The organism is Streptomyces vulcanius, assembly GCF_042653945.1.
GTDB lineage: Bacteria > Actinomycetota > Actinomycetes > Streptomycetales > Streptomycetaceae > Streptomyces > Streptomyces mangrovi.
On sequence record NZ_JBHSFK010000017.1, the window covers coordinates 32,261 to 51,737 of the forward strand.

Consider the following 19,477-nt stretch of genomic DNA (forward strand, 5'->3'; position numbering starts at 1 on the left):
GCCCCAGCGGGCGCTGTCCCACCCTGGGGGCACGGCCCCCTCCCGGGCCGCGGTCCCTGCCGGAGGTCACGGCCCTGCCGGAGGCCACAGTCCCTGCCGGAGGTCACGGCCCTGCCGGAGGCCACAGTCCCTGCCGGAGGCCACGGCCCCTTCCGGAGGCCCCCCAGACCACCGTCCCCGCCAGAGACCACCGTCCCCACCGGGGCGCCGACCCGCGTGCACACCCGGTGGCGTCCCGAAGGCCCCGGGGGTCAGCTCGTCGGGCGGCCCCACAGAGTCGCGAAGCGGGCCCAGTCGGTGTCCCACTGGGCGATGCGGCGGCGTTCCAGGCGGCCGCTGAGGACTCGGCCGCCCGCGAAGGGAAGGGCGGCGGCGCCGATGCCGGCGAGGCCGCCGACCAGGGAGGACCGCATCTTGGCCTGGGCGGGGGAGGCCGGCTCGGTGACCATGCGGCCCTGCCGGTCCGTCCAGACGGTGACCGGAGTGCCGGCCTCGCTGCCGGGAGCGACCCGGACCTGGCCGGTGTGGGCGGAGCCGTCCGGGCCGGTCCAGCCGACCTTCGCCCAGACCCGGTCGGCGACGGAGGAGCCGGGGCGCTCGCTGGTGTCCCCCGGCGCCGCCTCGGTCAGCCTGCCCACGAGGGGGCGCCACTCGACGCGTTCTCTGGCCAGTTCGTCCTCGACGGATCCGGCGGCCACCCACCCCACCAGAACCCCGGCAAGAACGGTCAGCGCCCAGGCACCGAGCAACACCCAGGCCTCCATCGTGTCGGCGGGACGCTTGAGCGGGTTGCGCCGCCAGCGCCACAGCCACACCTTCGGACCACGGAACGCCATCGAAGGCTTCCTCCTCATGAGCGCACGAACATCCTCGACCGCCCTCCCATACGCGGCGGGCGGGCCTGATGCTCAGGGCGAGTCCCTCGTCCCGACGGTCCCACGGCTCCCGGCGCCCGCGCAGGCGTCCCGGGGAAAGTGGCCGATGTCATGCGGTCACCGACCGACGCAACCGCAATGACCTGCGGTGACACCGTTTCCGGAGGTGACTGTCAGTGGCGGGGTGCAGACTGGCCGGTGTCCAGGAGGAACAGGTCTGGAGAGGCCGAAGAGGCCAAGGACACAGCGGAGGTGATCGGCATGACCGAGGTTCTGCTCGCGGTGGGCACGCGCAAGGGCCTGTTCATCGGGCGCCGGCGAGGCGGCGCCTGGGATTTCGACGAATCCCCCTACTTCAACGCACAGGCGGTCTACTCGGTCGCCATCGACACCCGGGGCGACCGCCCGCGGCTGCTGGCGGGCGGTGACAGCGCGCACTGGGGCCCGTCGGTGTTCCACTCCGACGACCTGGGCCGGACCTGGACCGAACCGGCCAAGCCTGCCGTGAAGTTTCCCAAGGACACGGAGGCCTCCCTGGAGCGGGTGTGGCAGCTGCACCCGGCGGCGGCCGAGCCGGACGTGGTGTACGCCGGCACGGAACCGGCCGCGTTGTACCGCTCGGAGGACCGCGGCGAGACCTTCGAGCTGGTCCGCCCGCTGTGGGAGCACCCCACCCGCTCGAAGTGGGTCCCGGGCGGCGGCGGAGAGGGCCTGCACACCATCGTCACGGACCCGCGCGACGCGCGGAAGGTGACGGTGGCGGTCTCGACGGCGGGCGTGTTCCGCACCACCGACGGCGGCGCGAGCTGGGAGCCCTCCAACTCCGGTGTCTCCGCGGTGTTCCTGCCGGATCCGAACCCGGAGTTCGGCCAGTGCGTGCACAAGATCGCCCAGGACGCGGGCAGCCCGGACCGCCTGTACCTGCAGAACCACTGGGGTGTGTACCGCAGTGACGACGCGGGCGGGCACTGGACGGACATCGGCGAGGGCCTGCCGTCCACTTTCGGCTTCGCCGCCGCCGCGCACCCCACGCGCGGGGACACGGCGTACGTCTTCCCGATCAACGCCGACGCCGACCGGGTGCCCGCCGAGCGCCGCTGCCGGGTGTTCCGTACGGCGGACGCGGGCCGCAGCTGGGAGCCGCTGTCGGCGGGCCTGCCGCAGGAGGACCACTACGGCACGGTGCTCCGCGACGCGCTGCGCACGGACGACGCGGACCCGGCGGGCGTGTACTTCGGCAACCGCAACGGCGAGGTGTTCGCGTCGGCCGACGACGGCGACAGCTGGCGGCAGTTGGCCTCCCATCTGCCCGATGTGCTGTGCGTGCGCGCCGCGGTGGTCGCATGAGCCGGGCAGGGGCACGCGAGGGCGTCGGCCACGGGTCGATCACCCACCTGTGTACGGCAGCAGGGTGACGCCGTGGCGCCACGCCCTCGCATGAAATCGTCGAAGCGGGCGGGGCGAAGGCGGCCTGGCACCGGCAGCCGGGCGGATCGCCGAGATGGGCGGCTTCCTGCGCACGGAGATCGCCGCGGGACGCACCTGTCTCCCGGCCGGGCAGAACGTCCTGAGGACCTTTCAGCAGCCCTTCGACGAGGTCCCCCGACGACGCTCCGATGGAGATCACCATGCCGCCCTCGGCCATGGACCCGAGGAGCGCGCCGAGCAGCGGGCCGCGATCGTTCGGCCGTCTGCTGAAGAACTTCGGCTCCTGGCACGAGCGGCACAGCCACCCGGACGACGAGTACCGCCACCTGAGCAGCCTGTTCAACGTCAACGCCAAGGCGTTCGGCCGGCTCAGCCTCTACACCCAGATCGACGCTACCGGCGCCCCCAACCCGGTGGGCGCCAATCCGATCGCGCGCGTCGGGCTGAAGTCGGCCTACTTCCGCAAGAACTTCACGGGCCATCAGGTCACGTCCGTCTATCAGTTCCTGTCTGATCCCGAATTGGACTACATGTGGCTGCGCGTCCTCGACACACCCCGCGACCTGTCCGCTCGCACCCACGGCATCGAGGCGAGTCTGGTGCTGGAGGTGGCCGACTCAGCCGGGTACAGGGCTGGCACCTCGCTGTTGGAGGGCCGCACGGGACGGCGCCTCCTGCACCCGGACCACAGGTGCTCCGGATCTCAGAGTCGATGTAAGGGACCTGAGCTCCCTGTATGTGGGGGACGACTCGGCCACACGTCCGTACTGGGGGCGCGCTACCAGGCGGGAGCTCCGTGACGGCACTCCAGTTATTGGACTGATCGATTCAAAAATTGCTATGGTCAACTCATGGCCCGACCAAGGATGTTCGACGAGGAGCGGGCCCTGGACGCGGCGATGCACACATTCTGGGAGAAGGGCTACGAGGCCACTTCCACCCAGGACCTGTGCGAAGCCACCGGGCTGGGGCGCAGCAGCATCTACAACACGTTCAAGAGCAAGCATGACCTGTTCGAGCGTGCACTGGCCCACTACATCGACACCATGACCACCACCCAGCTGGCCGTTCTGGAGGACACGCGACACAGTGCCCTCGACCGCATCCGCAGCCTGTTCACCATGGTCGTCGACGGCGAGACCGAGCACCGGGCCGGCGGCCGCAGCCTCGGCTGTCTGACCGTGAACACCACGGTCGAACTGGCCGCTCGCGACAGCCGGGCGGCGGGAATGCTGGAGCGCGACACAGCCCGCAGACTCGCGGTGCTGCGTGCGGTGATCGAGGAGGGCCGCCGGGACGGCAGCATCACCTCCCGGCGGGACGCCGGAGCGCTGGCCCGCTTCGTCAACGCGGCGATCGGCGGCATGCGCATCTCGAGCCAGGGCGGGGCCGACCGGGCCGCGCTGGAGTCGATCGCCGAAGTCACCCTGGACGCAATGACCCACTGACCCACGCTCGCCCCTGGGCGATGTTCACGCATACCCGCGTTTTGAACCGATCAATACATAACCCTTCAGCACCGCGCCATCCGGCCCCCGTGCCGGTCGGCGTCGACCCCTGAGGAGACCGGACCGTGCCCCGTGCCGTATACGTCCTGGCACTCGGCATCTTTGCCATGGTGACCAGCGAGTTCGTGGTTGCCGGACTGATGCCCCAGATGGCCGACGGCCTGAACGCCACCATCCCTCAGATCGGATACCTCATCACCGCGTTCGCGGTGGCCATGGCGGTCGGCGGGCCGTTCCTGACCGTGGCGCTCATGAAGCTCCCGCCCCGGACGGCACTGATGGTGCTGTTCGTCATCTTCCTGGCGGGCAACGTACTGGCCGCCACGGCCACCGGCTACGCCACGATGATGTCCGCGCGGATCGTCACCGGCATCGCCTCCCAGGCCTTCTTCGGTGTGGGTATCTCGATGTGCGCCCAGATCACCCGCCCCGAGGTCCGCGGCCGGGCGATCGCGCTCGCGATGAACGGCCTGATGCTCGGCACCCTGCTCGGGCTGCCCATCTCCACCCTGGTCGGCGAACGCTTCGGCTGGCGTGCGGCGTTCTGGACCATCACCGGAATCACCCTGATCGCCGCCGCGGCCACCTGGTTCGGCGTCCCCCGCATCGTGCGCACCGAGGGCGGCGGCGGCTTACGCCAGGAGATCGGCGTCTTCAGGAAGCCCAAGCTGTGGCTGGTGCTGTCCACCAGCACGCTCATCATCGGTGCCACCTTCTCCGCCTTCAGCTACTTCAACCCCATCCTCACCGACCTCGCCGGCTTCTCCACCGGCACCGTCCCCGTCCTGCTCATCGCCTACGGCGCCGCCACCGTCGTCGGCAACAACATCGTCGGCCGCTTCGCCGACCGCCACACCATCCCGGTCCTCGCCGTCGGACTCGTCCTCAACACCGTGTTCCTGACCGGCTTCGCCCTCCTCGCCGACCTGCCCGTACCGGCCGTCATCTGCATGATGGGCATCGGCCTGGTCGGCGTCACCATGAACCCGGCCATGGTCACCCGAGTCCAGCGCACCGGCAACGCCGGCCCGCTCGTCAACACCGTCCACTCCTCCTTCATCACCCTCGGCATCATCCTCGGCTCCTGCATCGGCGCCGTCGCGATCAACGTCTGGGGCCTGCGCGCGCCGCTCTGGCTCGGCGCGGCCATGGCCCTGGCCGGCCTGGCAACCGTCCTGCCCGACCTCAGTCGCCGCTCCGCTCCCTCGGCGGCCGCGGAGGCGGCGGAGGCCGCCGAACCCGGCGACGGCACCGCCGCCAAGCAGACCGAGCAGGTCTGAGCGCGCGCGGAAATGGGGGGTGCCACGAAGGCGCGTACGAGGTTCGACACCGCCTGCACGGGTGTCTGGAGTTCGTCGTCCAGCGTGACCGTGCAGGAGAACAAGTCACTGCCACCCTGACGGCCGGTGACCGCCGGCCGAGGATGCCCCGCTGCGTCGCTTCCGGTCCGCCGCGCCTCCGTGTCGGCCCTCGACTGCCAGCGCTGCGGAGCGTCGGCGGGGGAACGACGTCACCGGCATCCTTCCTGCCCACATCCCGGGCGGGGAGGGCGGGCGGGACGGGCATCGGCCGTACCACGGCCGGGTCCCCGCGGTCACCGCGCAGCCTCCGGTACACGGCTGGGATCTGGATCGCGTCCGACGTGAGATAAGTTCGACGGCCTGGTGCGAGGATATCTACAGGACTGTTCACCAACATGCGCCCACATGCTCTCCGTCGCTTCCGTACCGGGCACACGCCTGACCTTCGCGGAACTCGCCGCTTCCCCCCTTGCGGAGACCGGCCTGCACCGGAACGAGAGACTCCGCAGGAGAGGAGCGGCGTGAGATGCCGCGCCCTCGTGCGTTCCTGGGAATCCGATCGCTACAGAGATCCATAGGCCCTGTCGATGAGGGCAAACCCCGCAGTCGGCGGTAGGCAACTCGAAACGGAACTCACGCGCTTCGGCAGTCGTGGTTACGGCAGGCGCCAGTCGACCGGCTGCGCAGACTGCTTGACAAGAAGGTCGTTGGCCCTGCTGAACGGCCGCGAACCGAAGAAACCGCGGTCCGCCGACATCGGGGACGGATGGGCGGACTCGATCGCAGGAAGATCCCCGAGCAACGGCCGCAGATTACGCGCGTCACGCCCCCACAGGATCGACACCAGCGGTTTACCACGCGCCACCAGCGCCCGGATCGCCTGCTCCGTGACCTCCTCCCAGCCCGCGCCGCGATGCGCCGCCGGCTTGCGAGGCGCCGTCGTCAACGCCCGGTTGAGCAACAGCACCCCCTGCTCACTCCATGGCGTCAGATCACCGTTCGACGGCCTGGGCAGCCCCAAATCCGTATGGAGCTCCCGGAAGATGTTCTCCAGACTCCCCGGCAACGAACGCACCTCCGGCGAGACCGCGAAACTCAACCCGATCGCCATACCCGGCGTCGGATAAGGATCCTGGCCGACGATCAGGACGCGGACGTCATCGAAAGGCTGCTGGAAGGCGCGCAGGACATTCGCCCCCGCCGGCAGGTAGGTCCGGCCGGCCGCTATCTCGGCCCGCAGGAAGTCACCCATAGCGGCAATGCGTTCGCCCACAGGCTCAAGAGCCTTCGCCCAGCCCGCTTCAACAAGTTCATGCAAAGGTCGTCGTGCCACGGCGCGTCACTCTACTGGCACACACAGGCGCCCCGCACACGCGGGGAAGCCTCCGCACCGGGGCCACCCCCCAAGCGCTAATCTTGCTCCTCGTCGAGATCCGCGAGCCGGTCGAGCAGATCGCGCAGCCGCTCACCAGTTAAGGAGGGGATCTTGTCGCGCCCAGTGATCAAGCCACTCCGCCATGGTCATCATGCCTGGTCAACTCCTCATCCCCGATACCCGGATCTCAAAACTCCCGCACACGCGGTGGGACTGTCCCTCTCGGTCGCGCCGGACGTCCGCCCGCTGCCCGGCAGCCTGATCAACATCTACCGGGAGCTGAACACCGGCCTGGGCCTGCCCCAGCCGTCCAACGGCGATCTGACGCCCTGGACGCAGCAGGGCGTGCTGCTGCTGCTCAACAGGGCTCTCCAGCCCCTGGTGTCCATCCTGTGGGGCCGCGACGCCCGCAATCTCCGTCCGCTGCCGGGGGACCTGTCCTCGGCGGGGTCCGCGCTTCCCTCCCCCATGCCGGCCGACCGCGGCTTCTTCGGCTCGCGGCCGTTCAGCAGGGCCAACGACCTTCTGGTCCGGCAGGGCGGCCAGCCGGTGGACTGGCGTCTGCCGTGAGCGTCCCCGCGGGTCAGGAGCGCGCCCATGGCATCCTCGCCGTGGACTCCGGCGGCTCCGGCCTGCGGGTCGCGGTGGGCACCGCCGGGCGTGGCGCGCTCGCCGAGCGGAACTCGCGGGTGCCGGTGCGGACCGGGGAGCGGGGCATCGACCCCGACCATCTGATGTCCCAACTGGTGCCGATGGTGCGGGCGTTGCTCGCGGAGACGGGAGTGCCCCGGCCGGCCACGGCCGTGGTGGGCGCGGCCGGGCTGGCCACGCTGGGGGCCGCCCTGCGCGAGGAGCTCCCGGGTGCCCTGGCGCGGGAGTTCGGCGTACGGACCACCGCGCTCGCCGCCGACGCCGTCACCGCGTACACCGGCGCCCTCGGTCCGCGCCCCGGCGCGGTGGTCTCCGCCGGCACCGGTCTGATCGCGGTCGGCACCGATCTCACGGCGTGGCGCCGGGCGGACGGCTGGGGCCATCTGCTGGGCGACTGCGGCAGCGGCGCCTGGATCGGGCGGGCGGGCCTTGAGGCCGCGCTGCGCGCCCACGACGGGCGGCGCGGGGGGTCGGTCCGGCTGCTGGCCCGCGCCGAGGAGGAGTTCGGGCCGATGGCAGGGCTGCCGGGCCTGCTCTACCCGCGCCCGGACCGGGCGGCCGTGCTCGCCTCCTTCGCGCCCCGGGTGGCCGACTGCGCGGAGCGGGAGCAGGACGCGGTGGCCTCGGACATCCTGCGTGCGGCTGCCGGGCACCTGGTCGACGCGGCCGTCGCCGTCTGTCCGACCGGCGGCGAGCCGCCGTTCGCCCTCACCGGAGGCCTGTCGAACCTGGGGGACCCGCTCCTCATCCCCCTGTCGGAGGAGTTGGCGCGGCGGTTGCCGCATGTGCGATGGGTGTCGGCCCAGGGCGATCCGCTGCACGGCGCGGTACGGCTCGCCGTCGACCTGGCGACGGACATGCTCACCTTGCCGTGGGACGAGGGGATGCTGTCCGTCGTGGGCTCCCCGCCGGTGTGGGGAGCGTAGGGAACGTACGGAACGAGTCGTACACCGTTACCCAAAAGAGGGATTACTCGCTTCAGCGGCAAGAATCCCGAAAAACACGCTGATCACTTCTGATCCGTACGTAACTCATCAGACAAAACCGGACGGAATCCGCTCACCTGCACCCTCCCCGAACAGGGGAGCCCAGGAAACAAGTAACATGCGGCGCCATGAGCTCCCCCACTGGGCCCGCGTCCGGCCTGCCAGTACGAATGCCGCGCCCCCGCCAGCCCGGGCGGCACCGTCGACCCGAGCCGTTGGCGGCTCCCGAGGGTGCGCCCTCGCTCGTCCTCGCGGTACCGGGTGTGCCGAGTGCCGCGACCCGCGGCCTCGCCGAGGAGATCGTGAGCATCGCCCGCTCCGAGCTCCCCGGCCTGGACGCGCGCATCGGGTACCTGGACGGGGACGACGCCGAGTTCCCCACGCTGCAGGCCGTGCTCGTGCACGCCGCCGACGAGCGCAGCGCCCGCTACGAGCACGCCCGCGCCGCCGGTATGGACGTCAAGCGGCCCGACGGTCCGGTGGCCGTGGTCGTGCCCCTGCTGGCCGGTCCGGACAGCGCGCTGCTGCGCCAGGTCCGCCAGGCCGTCATGGAGAGCCGGATCGCCGCGGACCTCACCGATGTGCTCGGCCCGCACCCGCTGCTCGCCGAGGCGCTGCACGTACGGCTCTCCGAGGCGGGGCTGGCCCGCGCGGACCGTGCCAGGCTCTTCACCGTGGCGACGGCCGCGGACGGCATCATCCTGGCCTCCGTGGGCGGCGACGAGGCCGTGCAGGCCGCCGGGATCACCGGCATGCTGCTCGCCGCGCGGCTCGCCGTGCCGGTGATGGCCGCGGCCCTCGACCAGGACGGCTCCATCGCCTCCGTGGCCGAGCAGTTGCGCTCCTCCGGCTCCCAGCAGCTGGCGCTGGCGCCGTACCTGATCGGCCCGGAGATCGACGCCGCGCTGATCGACGAGGCGGCCAAGGAAGCCGGCTGCTCCGCCGCCGAGGCGCTCGGCCCCTACCCGGCGATCGGCAAGCTCGCGCTGGCCAAGTACACGACCGCGCTGGGCATCGCCCCGCAGCAGTCACAAGGCGCTCCGGTCCGCTGACCGAACTCCCCCCACGGAGGACGCCGCACCACGCAAAGGGCCCGCTTCCCCAGGAACGGGCCCTTCGGTATGCCGTGCGGCCCCGGACGGAGTGCGTGCGACGCGTGGCGCGGGAGGCCCGGCGCGGGAGTGGCGCTGTCAGCGAACGGGGCGGGCCAGAGCCACGCAGGAGGCCGCCGGGACGGGCATGGAGCCGGTGGGCCGGGGCAGGCCGGTCGTCGGGTCGACGGTGAACCAGGTGACGTCCCCGGAACGTTCGTTCGCGACGTAGAGGACACGGCCGGAGTCGGCGACGGCGAGGTCCCGGGGCCAGTGACCCGCGCACGGAACCGTGCCGACCAGCCGCAGCACCTCCCCCTCCGCCTCCACCGCGAAGACGGACAGGACGTCCTCGCCGCGCGTCGCCGTCCACACGAAACGGCCGTCGGGTGCGACGACGATGCCCGACGGGTAGGCGTCCCCGGCCGGCGCGCCGGACAGCACGGCGACCTCGGCCAGGGGCTTCAGGGAACCCTCGCGGGCGTCCCAGCGGCAGACGGTGACCGTCGGGGTGAGCTCGTTGACGACGTACGCGTACGAGCCTCCGGGGTGGAAGGCCAGGTGGCGCGGGCCGGAGCCGGGCCGCAGCGCGTGTTCGCGGTGCAGTACGGGGCTGCCGTCCGCCAGGGCGCACACCCGCAAGGAGTCCGTCCCGAGGTCCACACTGACCGCCCAGCGCCCGCTCGGGTCGGACTGCACCTGGTGGGCGTGCGGGCCCTGCTGGCGCCGGGCGTGCGGGCCGGAGCCGGTGTGCCGCAGAACGCCGGAGGCGGCCTTGGCGAGGCTGCCGTCGGTGTGAACGGGGACGGCGGTGACGCTGCCGGAGCCGTAGTTGGCGGTGAGCACATGCCCGTCGAACAGGCCGAGGTGGGTGGGGCCGCTCCCGTCGACCGGCACGGGCGCCCCGACGGGTTCCGGTACGTCCCCGGTGACGCGGTACGCGGCGACCGCGCCGTCGGCCGTCTCGCTGACGGCGTAGAGCGTGTCCCCGCGCGCGGACAGGGTCAGGTAGGAGGGGTCGGGGACACCGTTCACGCTGCTGAGGGCGGTGAGCGCGCCGCTTTCGGGGTCCACGGCGGCCGTCACGATCCCGGGCCCGCCCGCCGCCGTGAACGAACCGATGAACGCCCGTCGAGTCCGTCCGCCGAGGTCTGCCACGCTGTTCCCCTTCCCGGGTCGCCGCTGTCGGGGGCGACGGTAGCAGCAGATCGGCGGCGGTCTAGACCAGGGTGGAGGTGCGGGCGCGTTCCCCACGCCGGTTTCCTGGGCCGCGTGTTCGCCGAGCACACGGAGACCGACCGACCGACCGGCCTGTCTGCCGGTCGGGGCGGGCGGGCGGCCCGGTCCCTACCGGGCTTCTGCCGGAACCGGCGTGGCACCGGGGGTGTTGGTGAGTGGACGGTGCGCCAGGGACGTCGGTGCCGGGGCGAGGAGGCCCGTGACGCACCGTCCCTCGATGTCGGCACGCGGTGCGAACACCACGTCCAGGCAGTCGTCGTCGGTCGGCGACCAGGTGGCGGCCGACCAGTGGCCGAGGCGGTCGCCCAGTTGGTGGAACTCCTCCGGGTCGGGGGCCGTATCCGAGGCCGGGGGCCTGGGTCCGCCGGTGCGGACGGTGAGGGTGCCGGCCGGCTCGTCCAGCGCGTCGAGATCCTCCCGCAGGCGGGCGTTGGGCACGCCCGTGACGCGGACCGGAAGGTTGTGTGCGAGGCGTTCCGCGAGGTCGTCCAGGCTCGTCACCTCCGTACCCCAGGCGAGTGTCGGCACGGAGTCCATGGCGACGACCTCGGCCGGGGACGTGGACAGCAGCACGTCGTAGCGGTACCGGCTCAGCTCGTTGTGGGCCGCGCCCCGCTTCGTGCGCACATCGACGGCGACCACCGCGTCGGACCGCTCGGCGAAAGCCGTGAAGTACGCCGGATCCAGAAGCAGTTCGTTCTCCGTCTCCATGGCCTGGCCGACGAGCCCGCGCAGCGTCGCCGGGTCCGTTCCGGCGGGTGCTCGCCGCCGCTGCACCGCGCCGGTGAGGCATTCCTGGAGCCGCAGGTTGCGAACGTCGCCGAGGAAGACCCGTCCGCCGGGCGCCAGCAGGCGTAGCACGCCCGTCAGCACCCCGGTCAGGTAGTCGCCACTCGGGAAGTACTGGACCACCGAGTTGATCACCACGATGTCGAAGTGGCCCTCCGGCAGCCCGTCGGTGACATGGGCGGGCTGGGCTCGCAGTTCCACCCGCTGCCGGAGTGCGGGGTGCGCTTCGAGTTGCCTGTCGAGGGTCTCGACGGCGACCGGCGAGAGGTCGGTGCCCACGTACTGCTCGCACTGCGGGGCGACGGACGCCATGAACACCCCGCTGCCGACGCCGATCTCGAGGACCCTGCGCGGGCGGGTCTGCAGGATGCGGTCGACGGTGGCGTCCCGCCACTCCCGCATCTCAGCGACCGGGATGGCCGTGCCGTCATAGCTGCTGTCCCAGCCGGTGAAGTCCTCCCCCATCGCGTCCCAGGAGCCGGCGTACGAGGTGTCGTACACCGTGCGCCAGGTGTCGAGCCACTCCTCCTCCGCCGTCGGCGCGGTGACGGTCGTTCCGATCGACGGGGAGCCGCCCGCCGCGCGCAGCAGCCTTTCGTCCGCGCGCCGTTGTTCGGTGTCACGGTCCTCGGTCTCCGCGTCCGGGATCGCGTCCGGCAGGACGTCCTCGACGAAGCGCAGCCTGCGGTTGAACCAGGCCCGGACGGTCCAGAGCATGAGCAGCAGGCCGCTGGCGACGATGACCAGGGCGAGACCGCGGCCGGGGCCCGTGCCCAGCACGGTTCCGAAGGAGCCGGCCAGCGCACCGTCCGGCATGAGCATCGGACGGAAGACATGGTCGGCCAGCGGCCCGACGACCAGGTAGCCCAGCGGCAGGGTGGCCGTGACGACGGTGATGTAGATGGCCAACACCCGGCCCTGGAGCTCCAGGCCGACCTTCCGCTGGAGCAGCGCGATCCAGTGACCGTCGATGAGGGACTCGGTGAACGCCATGCAGAACATGCCCACGACCAGCATCCAGGGGCGGCCGGCCAGCCCGATCACGAGCAGGCCGAGGTTGTTGACCCCCATGAAAATGATCATTCCGTCGGTACGGCGTCGGGTACCGCCCCACACGCTCATGGCGAGGGCGCCGAGCAGGGAACCGAGGCCGCCGCCGCTGAGTACCACGCCGAGCGTGGCGGTGTCGTACTCGATCAGTACCAGCGGGGTGATCAGCGCGAACCCGGCGGCGTACAGGGCGTGGTCGACGACGAAGTACCAGAGGACGGACTTCAGTCCGGGCCGCCGGGTGATGTAGCGCCAGCCGTTCAGCATCTCCGCGCTGACGGGCTCCTCCCGACGGCGGAACAGCCGGTCGGGGAAGCGGACCAGGAGCAGTGTGGCCACGGCCACGCCGAAGGTGGCCGCGTCGATCATGAGGATGACGGGCAGGGGGACGACGCTCAGCAGACCCGCACCGAGCATCGGCGCGAACAACGCGCCCGCTCCCGCGCCGAGTTGGGTGATGCCGCCCGCGTGTCCGAGGAACGGTTTCGGTACGAGCTGGGCCACGGCCGCCAGGTACGCGGGCCGTTGGAAGGCGCCGGCGACGGAGGTCAGTCCGCAGAGGAGGTACACGGAGGGCATGCTCACCCGGTCACCGGTGATCAGCGCGATCATCGCCAGCACGGCGAGTCCGGCGGCGAGGTCGCTGGACAGCATCACCTTCCGGCGGTCGTAGCGGTCGGCCACCACACCGGCGAGGGGTCCGACCAGCAGACCGGGCAGCAGCGACACCGCGGCGACGAACGCGAAGGAGGTCACCTGGCCGGTCCGCTGGTACACCCACAGGCTCATGACGAGTTGGCTCAGCGCGCTGCCGACGGTCGAGACGAACTGACCCGCCGCGACGGCGGAGAACCGGCCCAGGCTCGGTTCGGGTCCGGACGGCTGCGGCAGGGCGGTCACGGGCGGCAGCGTCCGGGAAGCCCGCGCCGTCCCCGCCGTCTCCACAGTCCCCGCCGTCGCGGGAGCCCTCGTGGGTGAGCCGGGGTCCGGCGGGGAATCCGATGGTGCGGATGTGCGCCCGGCCCAGGCGGCCACCTCCGCCGCCAGTTCCGCCGCCTGGTGCTTGAGGAATCCGTGCCCCGCCTTCGGGATCACCGCCAGTTCGACGTCGTCCGCGTAGTGGTGCCACTCCCGGAAGCGTTCGGTGTAGAGCTCGGTGACCCGGTCCTTGGAGCCGACGACGCTCAGCAGCGGGGCCTTCAGCACCTGGCCCCGTCCCCGGCTGAGCGTCCGGGCGTAGTAGTGCTCGGAGCCGCGCTCGTCGTGACGTACCGAGCGCATCGCGAAGGCGTACTCGTCCGGGTCGTCGAATTCCGACATCCCGCCGCCCAGCGCGCGGATCTCCTCCAGGATGGCGCGGTCCGACACCAGCCGGTCGACCGGGAAGTGCCGGTAGACCCAGTCGAAGAACCGTCCGGGCAGCCGGGCCATCGGGAACATCGCGCCGATCGCCACACCGGCGAGCGGAAGGCCCTCGGCCTCGGCCCGCAGCCCCAGTTCGAGGGTCATGGCCGAGCCGTGGCAGTGTCCGTACAGGTAGAGCGGGCCCGGCAGTTCGCGCATCTCGTCCAGGCAGCGGTCTATCAGTTCGTCGAACGGCAGGGCCTCCTCGTCCGGACGGCTCCAGTCGCGGCCGGGGCTCTGGAGCGCGTACAGCGACCAGTGGTCCGGCAGCGCCCTGGCGACCGGCTCGAAGGCGAGCGCGTGGCCGCCCGAGTAGGGGATGCACACCAGGGTGGCCGCCGCGGGACGTCCGCGGTCCGGGGTGAACCGCTGGAGCAGTGACCCCTCGCCGCCGGCTCGCGGTGTCCCGGCCCGCGCCGGGTCCTCGGGGTTCGCGGCGCCGGTGCGCTCTTCGATGTGCTCGGCGAACCGCTCGACCGTGGCGTTGCGGTACAGGTCCAGCAGCGCGACCCGTACGCCGCACCGCTGCTCGACGAGGCGGACCAGGCGCAGGGCGGCGAAGGAGTCTCCGCCGAGGTCGAAGAACCCGTCGTTCAGCGCGATCCGCTGGTGGCCCAGCACCTCTGCCCAGAGGGCGGCGAGTTCCTTCTCGAGGCCGGTACGCGGCTCGGTCCTGGTGGCGCTGTCCGGCTGTTCGGGCGGCTGCGGCAGTGCCTTGCGGTCCACCTTGCCGTTCGCGCTCAGCGGCAGCGCGGGGAGGATCACCGTCCTGGCGGGTATCGCGTAGTGCGGAAGGATCTCCTGCACCCCGCGGCGCAGGGCTTCCGCGGTCGGCGGCTGCGCCGGGTCGACCGGGACGGCGTACCCCACCAGCCGGGAGATGCCCCGGGTGTCGGGGCGGACCGCGACCGCCGCCGCACGTACGCCGGGCTGGGCGGCCAGCGCCGCTTCCACCTCGTCGAGTTCGATGCGATGGCCGTTGATCTTGACCTGGTCGTCGAGGCGGCCGAGGAACATCATCACGCCGTCGGCGCGCAGCCGCGCGCCGTCACCGGTCCGGTACATCCGGTTGCCGGGGACCGGGTGGAACGGGTCGGGGCGGAAGCGCTCGTCGGTGAGGGCGGGCCGGTCGTGGTAGCCGGTGGCCACACCGGGGCCGCCGATCCACAGCTCGCCCGGGACACCGAAGGGCAACGGGCGGCCGTGTGCGTCGAGAACGTACAGCCGGTTGCCCGGGTACGGCCGGCCGATGGGCAGCGGCGCCCGGTCCGGGTCACCGCTGACGTCCCCCTCGAAGTAGGCGTTGTCGACGGTGGCCTCGGTGACGCCGTACGAGTTGACGACCCGTCCGCCGGGGCCGACCAGGGCGAGGGCGCGACGGTACTCGTGGACGTACCACTTCTCGGCGCCGCCGGCGAGCAGCCGCAGGTCGGGCAGCACGGCTCCGGGCAGGGTCCCGGCGTGGTCGAGGAGGCCGCGCAGCACGGTCGGTACCAGCTCGGCGACGTTGACCTTCTCGGCACGGAGCAGGCCGTACAGCGCTTCCGGGTCGAGCAGTGTCTCGTGCGGGCAGACGACGATCCGGCCCCCGGTGGCGAGAGCCCTCACGGTCTCGCCGACGAACACGTCGAACGAGGAGTTGGCGGCCTGGAGATGGGACAGGCCGGGCGTCAGGCCGTACGCCTGTCGCCACATGGCGACGGCGTGGTGAAGGTTGCCGTGCGAGACGACGACCCCCTTGGGCAGGCCGGTGGTGCCCGAGGTGTACAGGACGTACGCGGGGTCGGCGGCGGTGACCGGGTGCGCGGCCGGTGTTCCCGGTGTGCCGGTGTCCACATCGGTGGCCTCATGGGTGACGACGACCGGGACGCCGTCCGGTGCGGTGAACCCGGCAGGGTCGCCCGGTCCGTCGGTGAGCAGGGCACACGCACCGCTGTCGGTGAACATGTGCCGCAGCCGCTCGGCCGGATGGCGCGGATCGAGCGGGACGTACGCCGCGCCCGCCTTCCAGACCGCGAGGACCGCCGCGTACCCGGTCGGGCCCTGCGGCAGATGGATCGCGACCCGGTCGCCGTTGCCGACTCCGGCGGCGCGCAGCCGACGGGCCAGCCGGTCGGCCTCCTGGTCCAGCCGGGCGTAGCTCCAGTGCGGGCCGCCGCCCCGGGTGACCGCGGGTGCGTCCGGAGTGCGGCGGGCGTGCTCCTCGAACAGGGTGTGCACGCCGCCCTGTCCGGGCGCGGCCGAAGAGTCCTGCGACGCGTCCGCCGGGGCGGTCGCCACGTGGCCCGCGGCCAGCACCTCCCGGCGCCGTTCCGGTGACAGCAGTGTCAGCCGGCTGATCGGCGCAGCGGGTTCGTCGAGCGCGTCGGCCAGCAGCGTCAGCAGGTTCTCGAGCAGCCGCTGCGCACTGCTGCGGTCGAACAGTTCGGTGGCGTACTCCAGCGACAGCACCGGCCCCCCGGCCGGGAAGTCCAGCATGACGGTGAGGTCGAGTTTCGTGGTTCCCTGGAAGGTGTCCCCGAGGTGTTCCACGGTCATGGCGCCGTGCCGGGCCACCGGGGCGGGTGTGTTGACGACGATCAGCATCACCTGGGTGAGCGGCCCGCGGTCCGCGCGCGGGGTCACCGGCAGGGCGCGGACCAGCTCGGAGAGCGACTGGTCGGGGTGGCTGAGCGCGTCCACGACCGTCTCGGTCGCGCGACGCAGCGCCGTGCGGAAGTCGGGGTCACCGGAGAGGTCGGTGCGCAGCGGAAGGATGTTGATGTAGGGGCCCACGCCGCGCTCGGAGTCCGGGGCGTCGCGGTGCGCGACCGGTGCGAGCACGGTGATGTCGGTGCGGCCGGTCAGCCGGGCGACGAGGGTCTGGAGGGCGGCGAGGACGAAGGTGTGCGTCGTGGTCCCGGACGCGCGGGCCGCTTCGTCGACGCGGGTCAGCAGCGCGGGGTCCAGGCGGTGTTCGATCTTGCCGCCGGAGAAGGAGCGCACGGCCGGGCGGGGCCGGTCGGCCGGGATCTCCACATCCGGGTCGATCCCGTCGAGCCGGTTGGTCCAGTGGCTCAGCAGGGCGGCCCGCCGGGCAGGGTCCGTGGCGGACCGCCGTGCCCGGCGCAGATGCGGGGAGAAGCGGTCGGCGGGGGCGGGCCTGGCGCCGTCCAGGAGGTGCGCGAGGTCGTCGGCGAGGACGGCGGCGGACCAGCCGTCGAAGACCAGGTGGTGGACGGCGACGACGAGTTCCCAGTCGTCGTCGTCCAGCCGCAGCAGGCTGGCCGCAAGCAGCGGGCCGGTGGCGAGGTCCAGCACGGTACGGCCGCGGGCGGCGGCGAGTTCGCCGCGCCGGGTCTCGCGTCGGGCGGCGGGGAGTTCCCTCAGGTCGTGGACCTCGACATCGATGTCCGGCGTCCTTTGGCCGAAGACCATCAGCGGTCGCTCGTCCGTCTGGTCGAAGACGGCGCGCAGCGCTTCGTGGCGCTCGGCGAGTTGCCGCAGTGCGGCGATGACGGCGGCGGGGTCCACGGGGCCGGTGACGCGGTAGCGCAGCCCGAGGGTGTGCATGGGTGTACCGGGGTGCAGTTGTTCGGCGAGCCAGGCGTCCTGCTGGAACGGCGTGAGCGGCAGCCGGTCGTCGGCCGCGGGGCAGGGTACGGACTCCCCCTGGTCCAGGTCGGTTCCGGGCGCGGACCCCTGCCGTTCGGGGCTGGTGCCGGGGGTGGACTCCCGCGGATCCGGGGCGGTGCCACCGGTGGGCTCCCGCAGGTCCGGGGCGGTGTTCGGCTCGGCCTCCGGCAGGAGTGCGGACAGCGCCGCCACCGTGGGGTTCGTGTACAGGTCCGTGAGCGTGAACCGGACGCGGAACGTGCGTTCGATCCTGGCGGCGAGACGGATCGCGGTCAGTGAGTTGGCGCCGAGCTGGAACACGGAGTCGGCCGTGCCGGGCGGCTCCACTCCCAGTACCTCGGAGATCAGGTTCGCGAGGGTTCTTCCGGTGCCGCTCGGGGCCTCCGGCGCCCGGGGGCCGGATGCGCCGCCGGCCGGCGGAAGGGGCAGCGCGGCAAGCGCCTCGGCGTCCACCTTTCCACGCGAGTTGATGGGGAACGTCTCGACCGGCACGAGCCGGGACGGGACCGCATGGGCGGGCAGAGCGTCCGCGAGTCTCGAGGTCAGCTCGGCCAGGTCCGAATCGGTCAGCGCGGCCGGACCGGCCGGGGTTTCGCCGGCGGACAGCAGGTAGCCGACGAGCGTGGCCCGTGCGGCGTCGTAGTGGACGACGGCGTCCCGGACCCGGGAGTCCGCGAGGAGTACCCGCTCGACCTCGGTGGGCTCGACCCGGAAGCCGCGCACCTTGATCTGCCGGTCCATCCGGCCCAGGTAGGCGAGGTTGCCGTCGGGCAGCTGCCGCACCCGGTCGCCGGTGCGGTAGTAACGGATGCCGTCCGGGCCGGTGGTGAACCGCTCGGCGGTCAGCTCGGGCAGGTTCACGTACCCGGCGGCCACGGTCGGGCCGCCGATGTGTAGCTCCCCCTCCTCCCCGGGGGCGACAGGGCCGTCGCTTCCGACGATCCGGATCCGTACGCCCGGCAGCGGTTGGCCGATCGTCGCCGGTGCGTCCACGGGTCCTGCCACGGCGAGCGGTCCGGCCAGGTCGCCCCAGGTCGAGACGACGGTGGTCTCGGTCGGACCGTAGACGTTGACGAGCCGTACCGGGGAGCCGGTGTGCAGCCGCCGCCAGTCGGCGACGCGGTCCTGCCGGATCGCCTCGCCGCCGACACTGACGATGCGGGCCGAGCCGGGCAACCGCAGTCCGTCGTGGACCATGGCGTCGACGACCTCGTGCCAGTAGGCGGTCGGTATGTGCAGGACGGTGAGACCCAGTTCACCGCACCGGTCGAGGAACTCGCCGGGGGAGGAGAGCGCCCCCTCGCTCCGCATGACGACGGTGGCGCCCGCGTAGAGCGGCGGGAAGATCTCCTCGATGCTGCCGTCGAAGGAGATCGAGGAGAACAGGAGCACCCGGTCGGCGAGCGACAGACCGTACCCGGCGGCGATCTCACGGTAGAAGTGGTCCAGCGCGCGCCGGGGGATCGCCACGCCCTTGGGCTGTCCGGTGCTTCCCGAGGTGTGGCTGATGTAGGCGAGACCGTCCGGACCGGGGTCCGCCCCGGCGACCGGCCCGTCGTCGTCCCCCGGCTCCGGGGTAAATGTGCCGGGCGGTGGTAAGAGCGGCAGCACACGCAGCCCCGCCCGCTCGAACTCCGCCGCCCAGCCGGCGGGAGAGACGACCGCGCCGACCCCGGCGCGCTCGGCGATCGACCGCAGCCGCTCGGCCGGGTCGGCCGGGTCGAGCGGTACGAACGCGGCGCCGATCCGCAGCAGCCCCAGCATGGCCACCACGGTGGCCGGGGCACGCCGCGCGCACAGACCGACGTGGTCGCCCGGCCGGACACCCGCCCGCCGCAGTTCCTCGGCACAGCCGCGGACCAGTGCGTGCAGCCGCCCGTACGAGATCTCCTGCCTACCGTCGGTGAGTGCCAAGTCGTCGGGACGGCCGTGCGCGTGCCGGGCGACGGCCGCCAGCACTCCGAGGTCGGCCGGTGGGTCGTCGGAACCGGGCGAGGGCGCCGGGACAGGGGTCAGGGGGACGAGCATGGTGGTTTCCTCGGTTCGGGACGTGGTGGGCGGAGCGAGGCTCGCAAGCGCCACCGGAGACTCCCTGTCCCATGTGAACTCACCTGCGAGGAACGGTGAATGACAGACCAACAGGAAGATCGAGACCGCGCGCCGCG

The 19,477-nt window shown here is 72.2% G+C and carries 10 protein-coding genes and 2 pseudogenes; 8 read left to right on the forward strand and 4 right to left on the reverse strand.

Annotation, left to right across the window (positions count from 1 at the left end; genetic code table 11):
• Positions 1-251: 251 nt before the first annotated feature.
• Positions 252-836 (reverse strand): Rv1733c family protein, encoded by a 585-nt coding sequence (locus ACFPIH_RS25380; protein ID WP_381167119.1) that lies wholly within the window; start codon positions 834-836, stop codon positions 252-254.
• A 300-nt stretch (positions 837-1,136) separates the two neighbouring features.
• On the opposite strand from ACFPIH_RS25380, the gene ACFPIH_RS25385 reads away from it, so the two are divergent.
• From ACFPIH_RS25385 to ACFPIH_RS25405, 5 genes and pseudogenes are all read left to right on the forward strand, one after another.
• Positions 1,137-2,222: a WD40/YVTN/BNR-like repeat-containing protein gene (locus tag ACFPIH_RS25385; protein ID WP_381167121.1), complete on the forward strand. Its 1,086-nt coding sequence runs from the start codon at positions 1,137-1,139 to the stop codon at positions 2,220-2,222.
• Between the two features lie 95 nt (positions 2,223-2,317).
• Positions 2,318-2,520, forward strand: a pseudogene (locus ACFPIH_RS25390) (uracil-DNA glycosylase); the annotation flags it as partial.
• Positions 2,492-3,103, forward strand: coding sequence for a hypothetical protein (locus ACFPIH_RS25395; protein WP_381167123.1), 612 nt, complete (start codon positions 2,492-2,494; stop codon positions 3,101-3,103). The pseudogene ACFPIH_RS25390 and the gene ACFPIH_RS25395, both read left to right, overlap by 29 nt.
• A 51-nt stretch (positions 3,104-3,154) precedes the next feature.
• Positions 3,155-3,751, forward strand: a complete 597-nt coding sequence (locus tag ACFPIH_RS25400) for a TetR/AcrR family transcriptional regulator (RefSeq protein ID WP_381167125.1) — start codon at positions 3,155-3,157, stop codon at positions 3,749-3,751.
• 125 nt (positions 3,752-3,876) lie between these two features.
• Complete coding sequence (locus ACFPIH_RS25405) at positions 3,877-5,091, forward strand: MFS transporter (RefSeq protein ID WP_381167127.1); 1,215 nt, start codon at positions 3,877-3,879, stop codon at positions 5,089-5,091.
• Positions 5,092-5,767: 676 nt separating this feature from the next.
• Here the strand turns inward: ACFPIH_RS25405 and ACFPIH_RS25410 are convergent.
• Complete coding sequence (locus tag ACFPIH_RS25410; protein WP_381167129.1) at positions 5,768-6,445, reverse strand: uracil-DNA glycosylase; 678 nt, start codon at positions 6,443-6,445, stop codon at positions 5,768-5,770.
• A gap of 234 nt (positions 6,446-6,679) precedes the next feature.
• Between ACFPIH_RS25410 and ACFPIH_RS25415 the strand changes: the two are divergent.
• The 3 genes and pseudogenes from ACFPIH_RS25415 to ACFPIH_RS25425 all read left to right on the forward strand — a co-directional run.
• Positions 6,680-7,057, forward strand: a pseudogene (locus ACFPIH_RS25415) (uracil-DNA glycosylase); the annotation flags it as partial.
• Positions 7,054-8,064, forward strand: coding sequence for an N-acetylglucosamine kinase (locus tag ACFPIH_RS25420; RefSeq protein WP_381167131.1), 1,011 nt, complete (start codon positions 7,054-7,056; stop codon positions 8,062-8,064). The pseudogene ACFPIH_RS25415 and the gene ACFPIH_RS25420, both read left to right, overlap by 4 nt.
• 188 nt (positions 8,065-8,252) lie before the next feature.
• Positions 8,253-9,176 (forward strand): sirohydrochlorin chelatase, encoded by a 924-nt coding sequence (locus ACFPIH_RS25425; RefSeq protein WP_381167133.1) that lies wholly within the window; start codon positions 8,253-8,255, stop codon positions 9,174-9,176.
• 138 nt (positions 9,177-9,314) lie between these two features.
• On the opposite strand, the gene ACFPIH_RS25430 is transcribed toward ACFPIH_RS25425, so the two are convergent.
• Entirely contained in the window at positions 9,315-10,373 is a 1,059-nt protein-coding gene (locus tag ACFPIH_RS25430; RefSeq protein ID WP_381167135.1) for a lactonase family protein, read from the reverse strand.
• A 189-nt stretch (positions 10,374-10,562) separates the two neighbouring features.
• Positions 10,563-19,340, reverse strand: a complete 8,778-nt coding sequence (locus ACFPIH_RS25435; RefSeq protein WP_381167137.1) for an amino acid adenylation domain-containing protein — start codon at positions 19,338-19,340, stop codon at positions 10,563-10,565.
• Between the last annotated feature and the right edge of the window lie 137 nt (positions 19,341-19,477).

Excerpts from the sequence above, each read along its gene's own strand:
- ACFPIH_RS25380 (WP_381167119.1), bottom strand. The coding sequence starts at position 836 with ATGGCGTTCCGTGGTCCGAAGGTGTGGCTGTGGCGCTGGCGGCGCAAC.
- ACFPIH_RS25385 (WP_381167121.1), top strand. The coding sequence starts at position 1,137 with ATGACCGAGGTTCTGCTCGCGGTGGGCACGCGCAAGGGCCTGTTCATC.
- ACFPIH_RS25395 (WP_381167123.1), top strand. The coding sequence starts at position 2,492 with ATGGAGATCACCATGCCGCCCTCGGCCATGGACCCGAGGAGCGCGCCG.
- ACFPIH_RS25400 (WP_381167125.1), top strand. The coding sequence starts at position 3,155 with ATGGCCCGACCAAGGATGTTCGACGAGGAGCGGGCCCTGGACGCGGCG.
- ACFPIH_RS25425 (WP_381167133.1), top strand. The coding sequence starts at position 8,253 with ATGAGCTCCCCCACTGGGCCCGCGTCCGGCCTGCCAGTACGAATGCCG.
- ACFPIH_RS25435 (WP_381167137.1), bottom strand. The coding sequence starts at position 19,340 with ATGCTCGTCCCCCTGACCCCTGTCCCGGCGCCCTCGCCCGGTTCCGAC.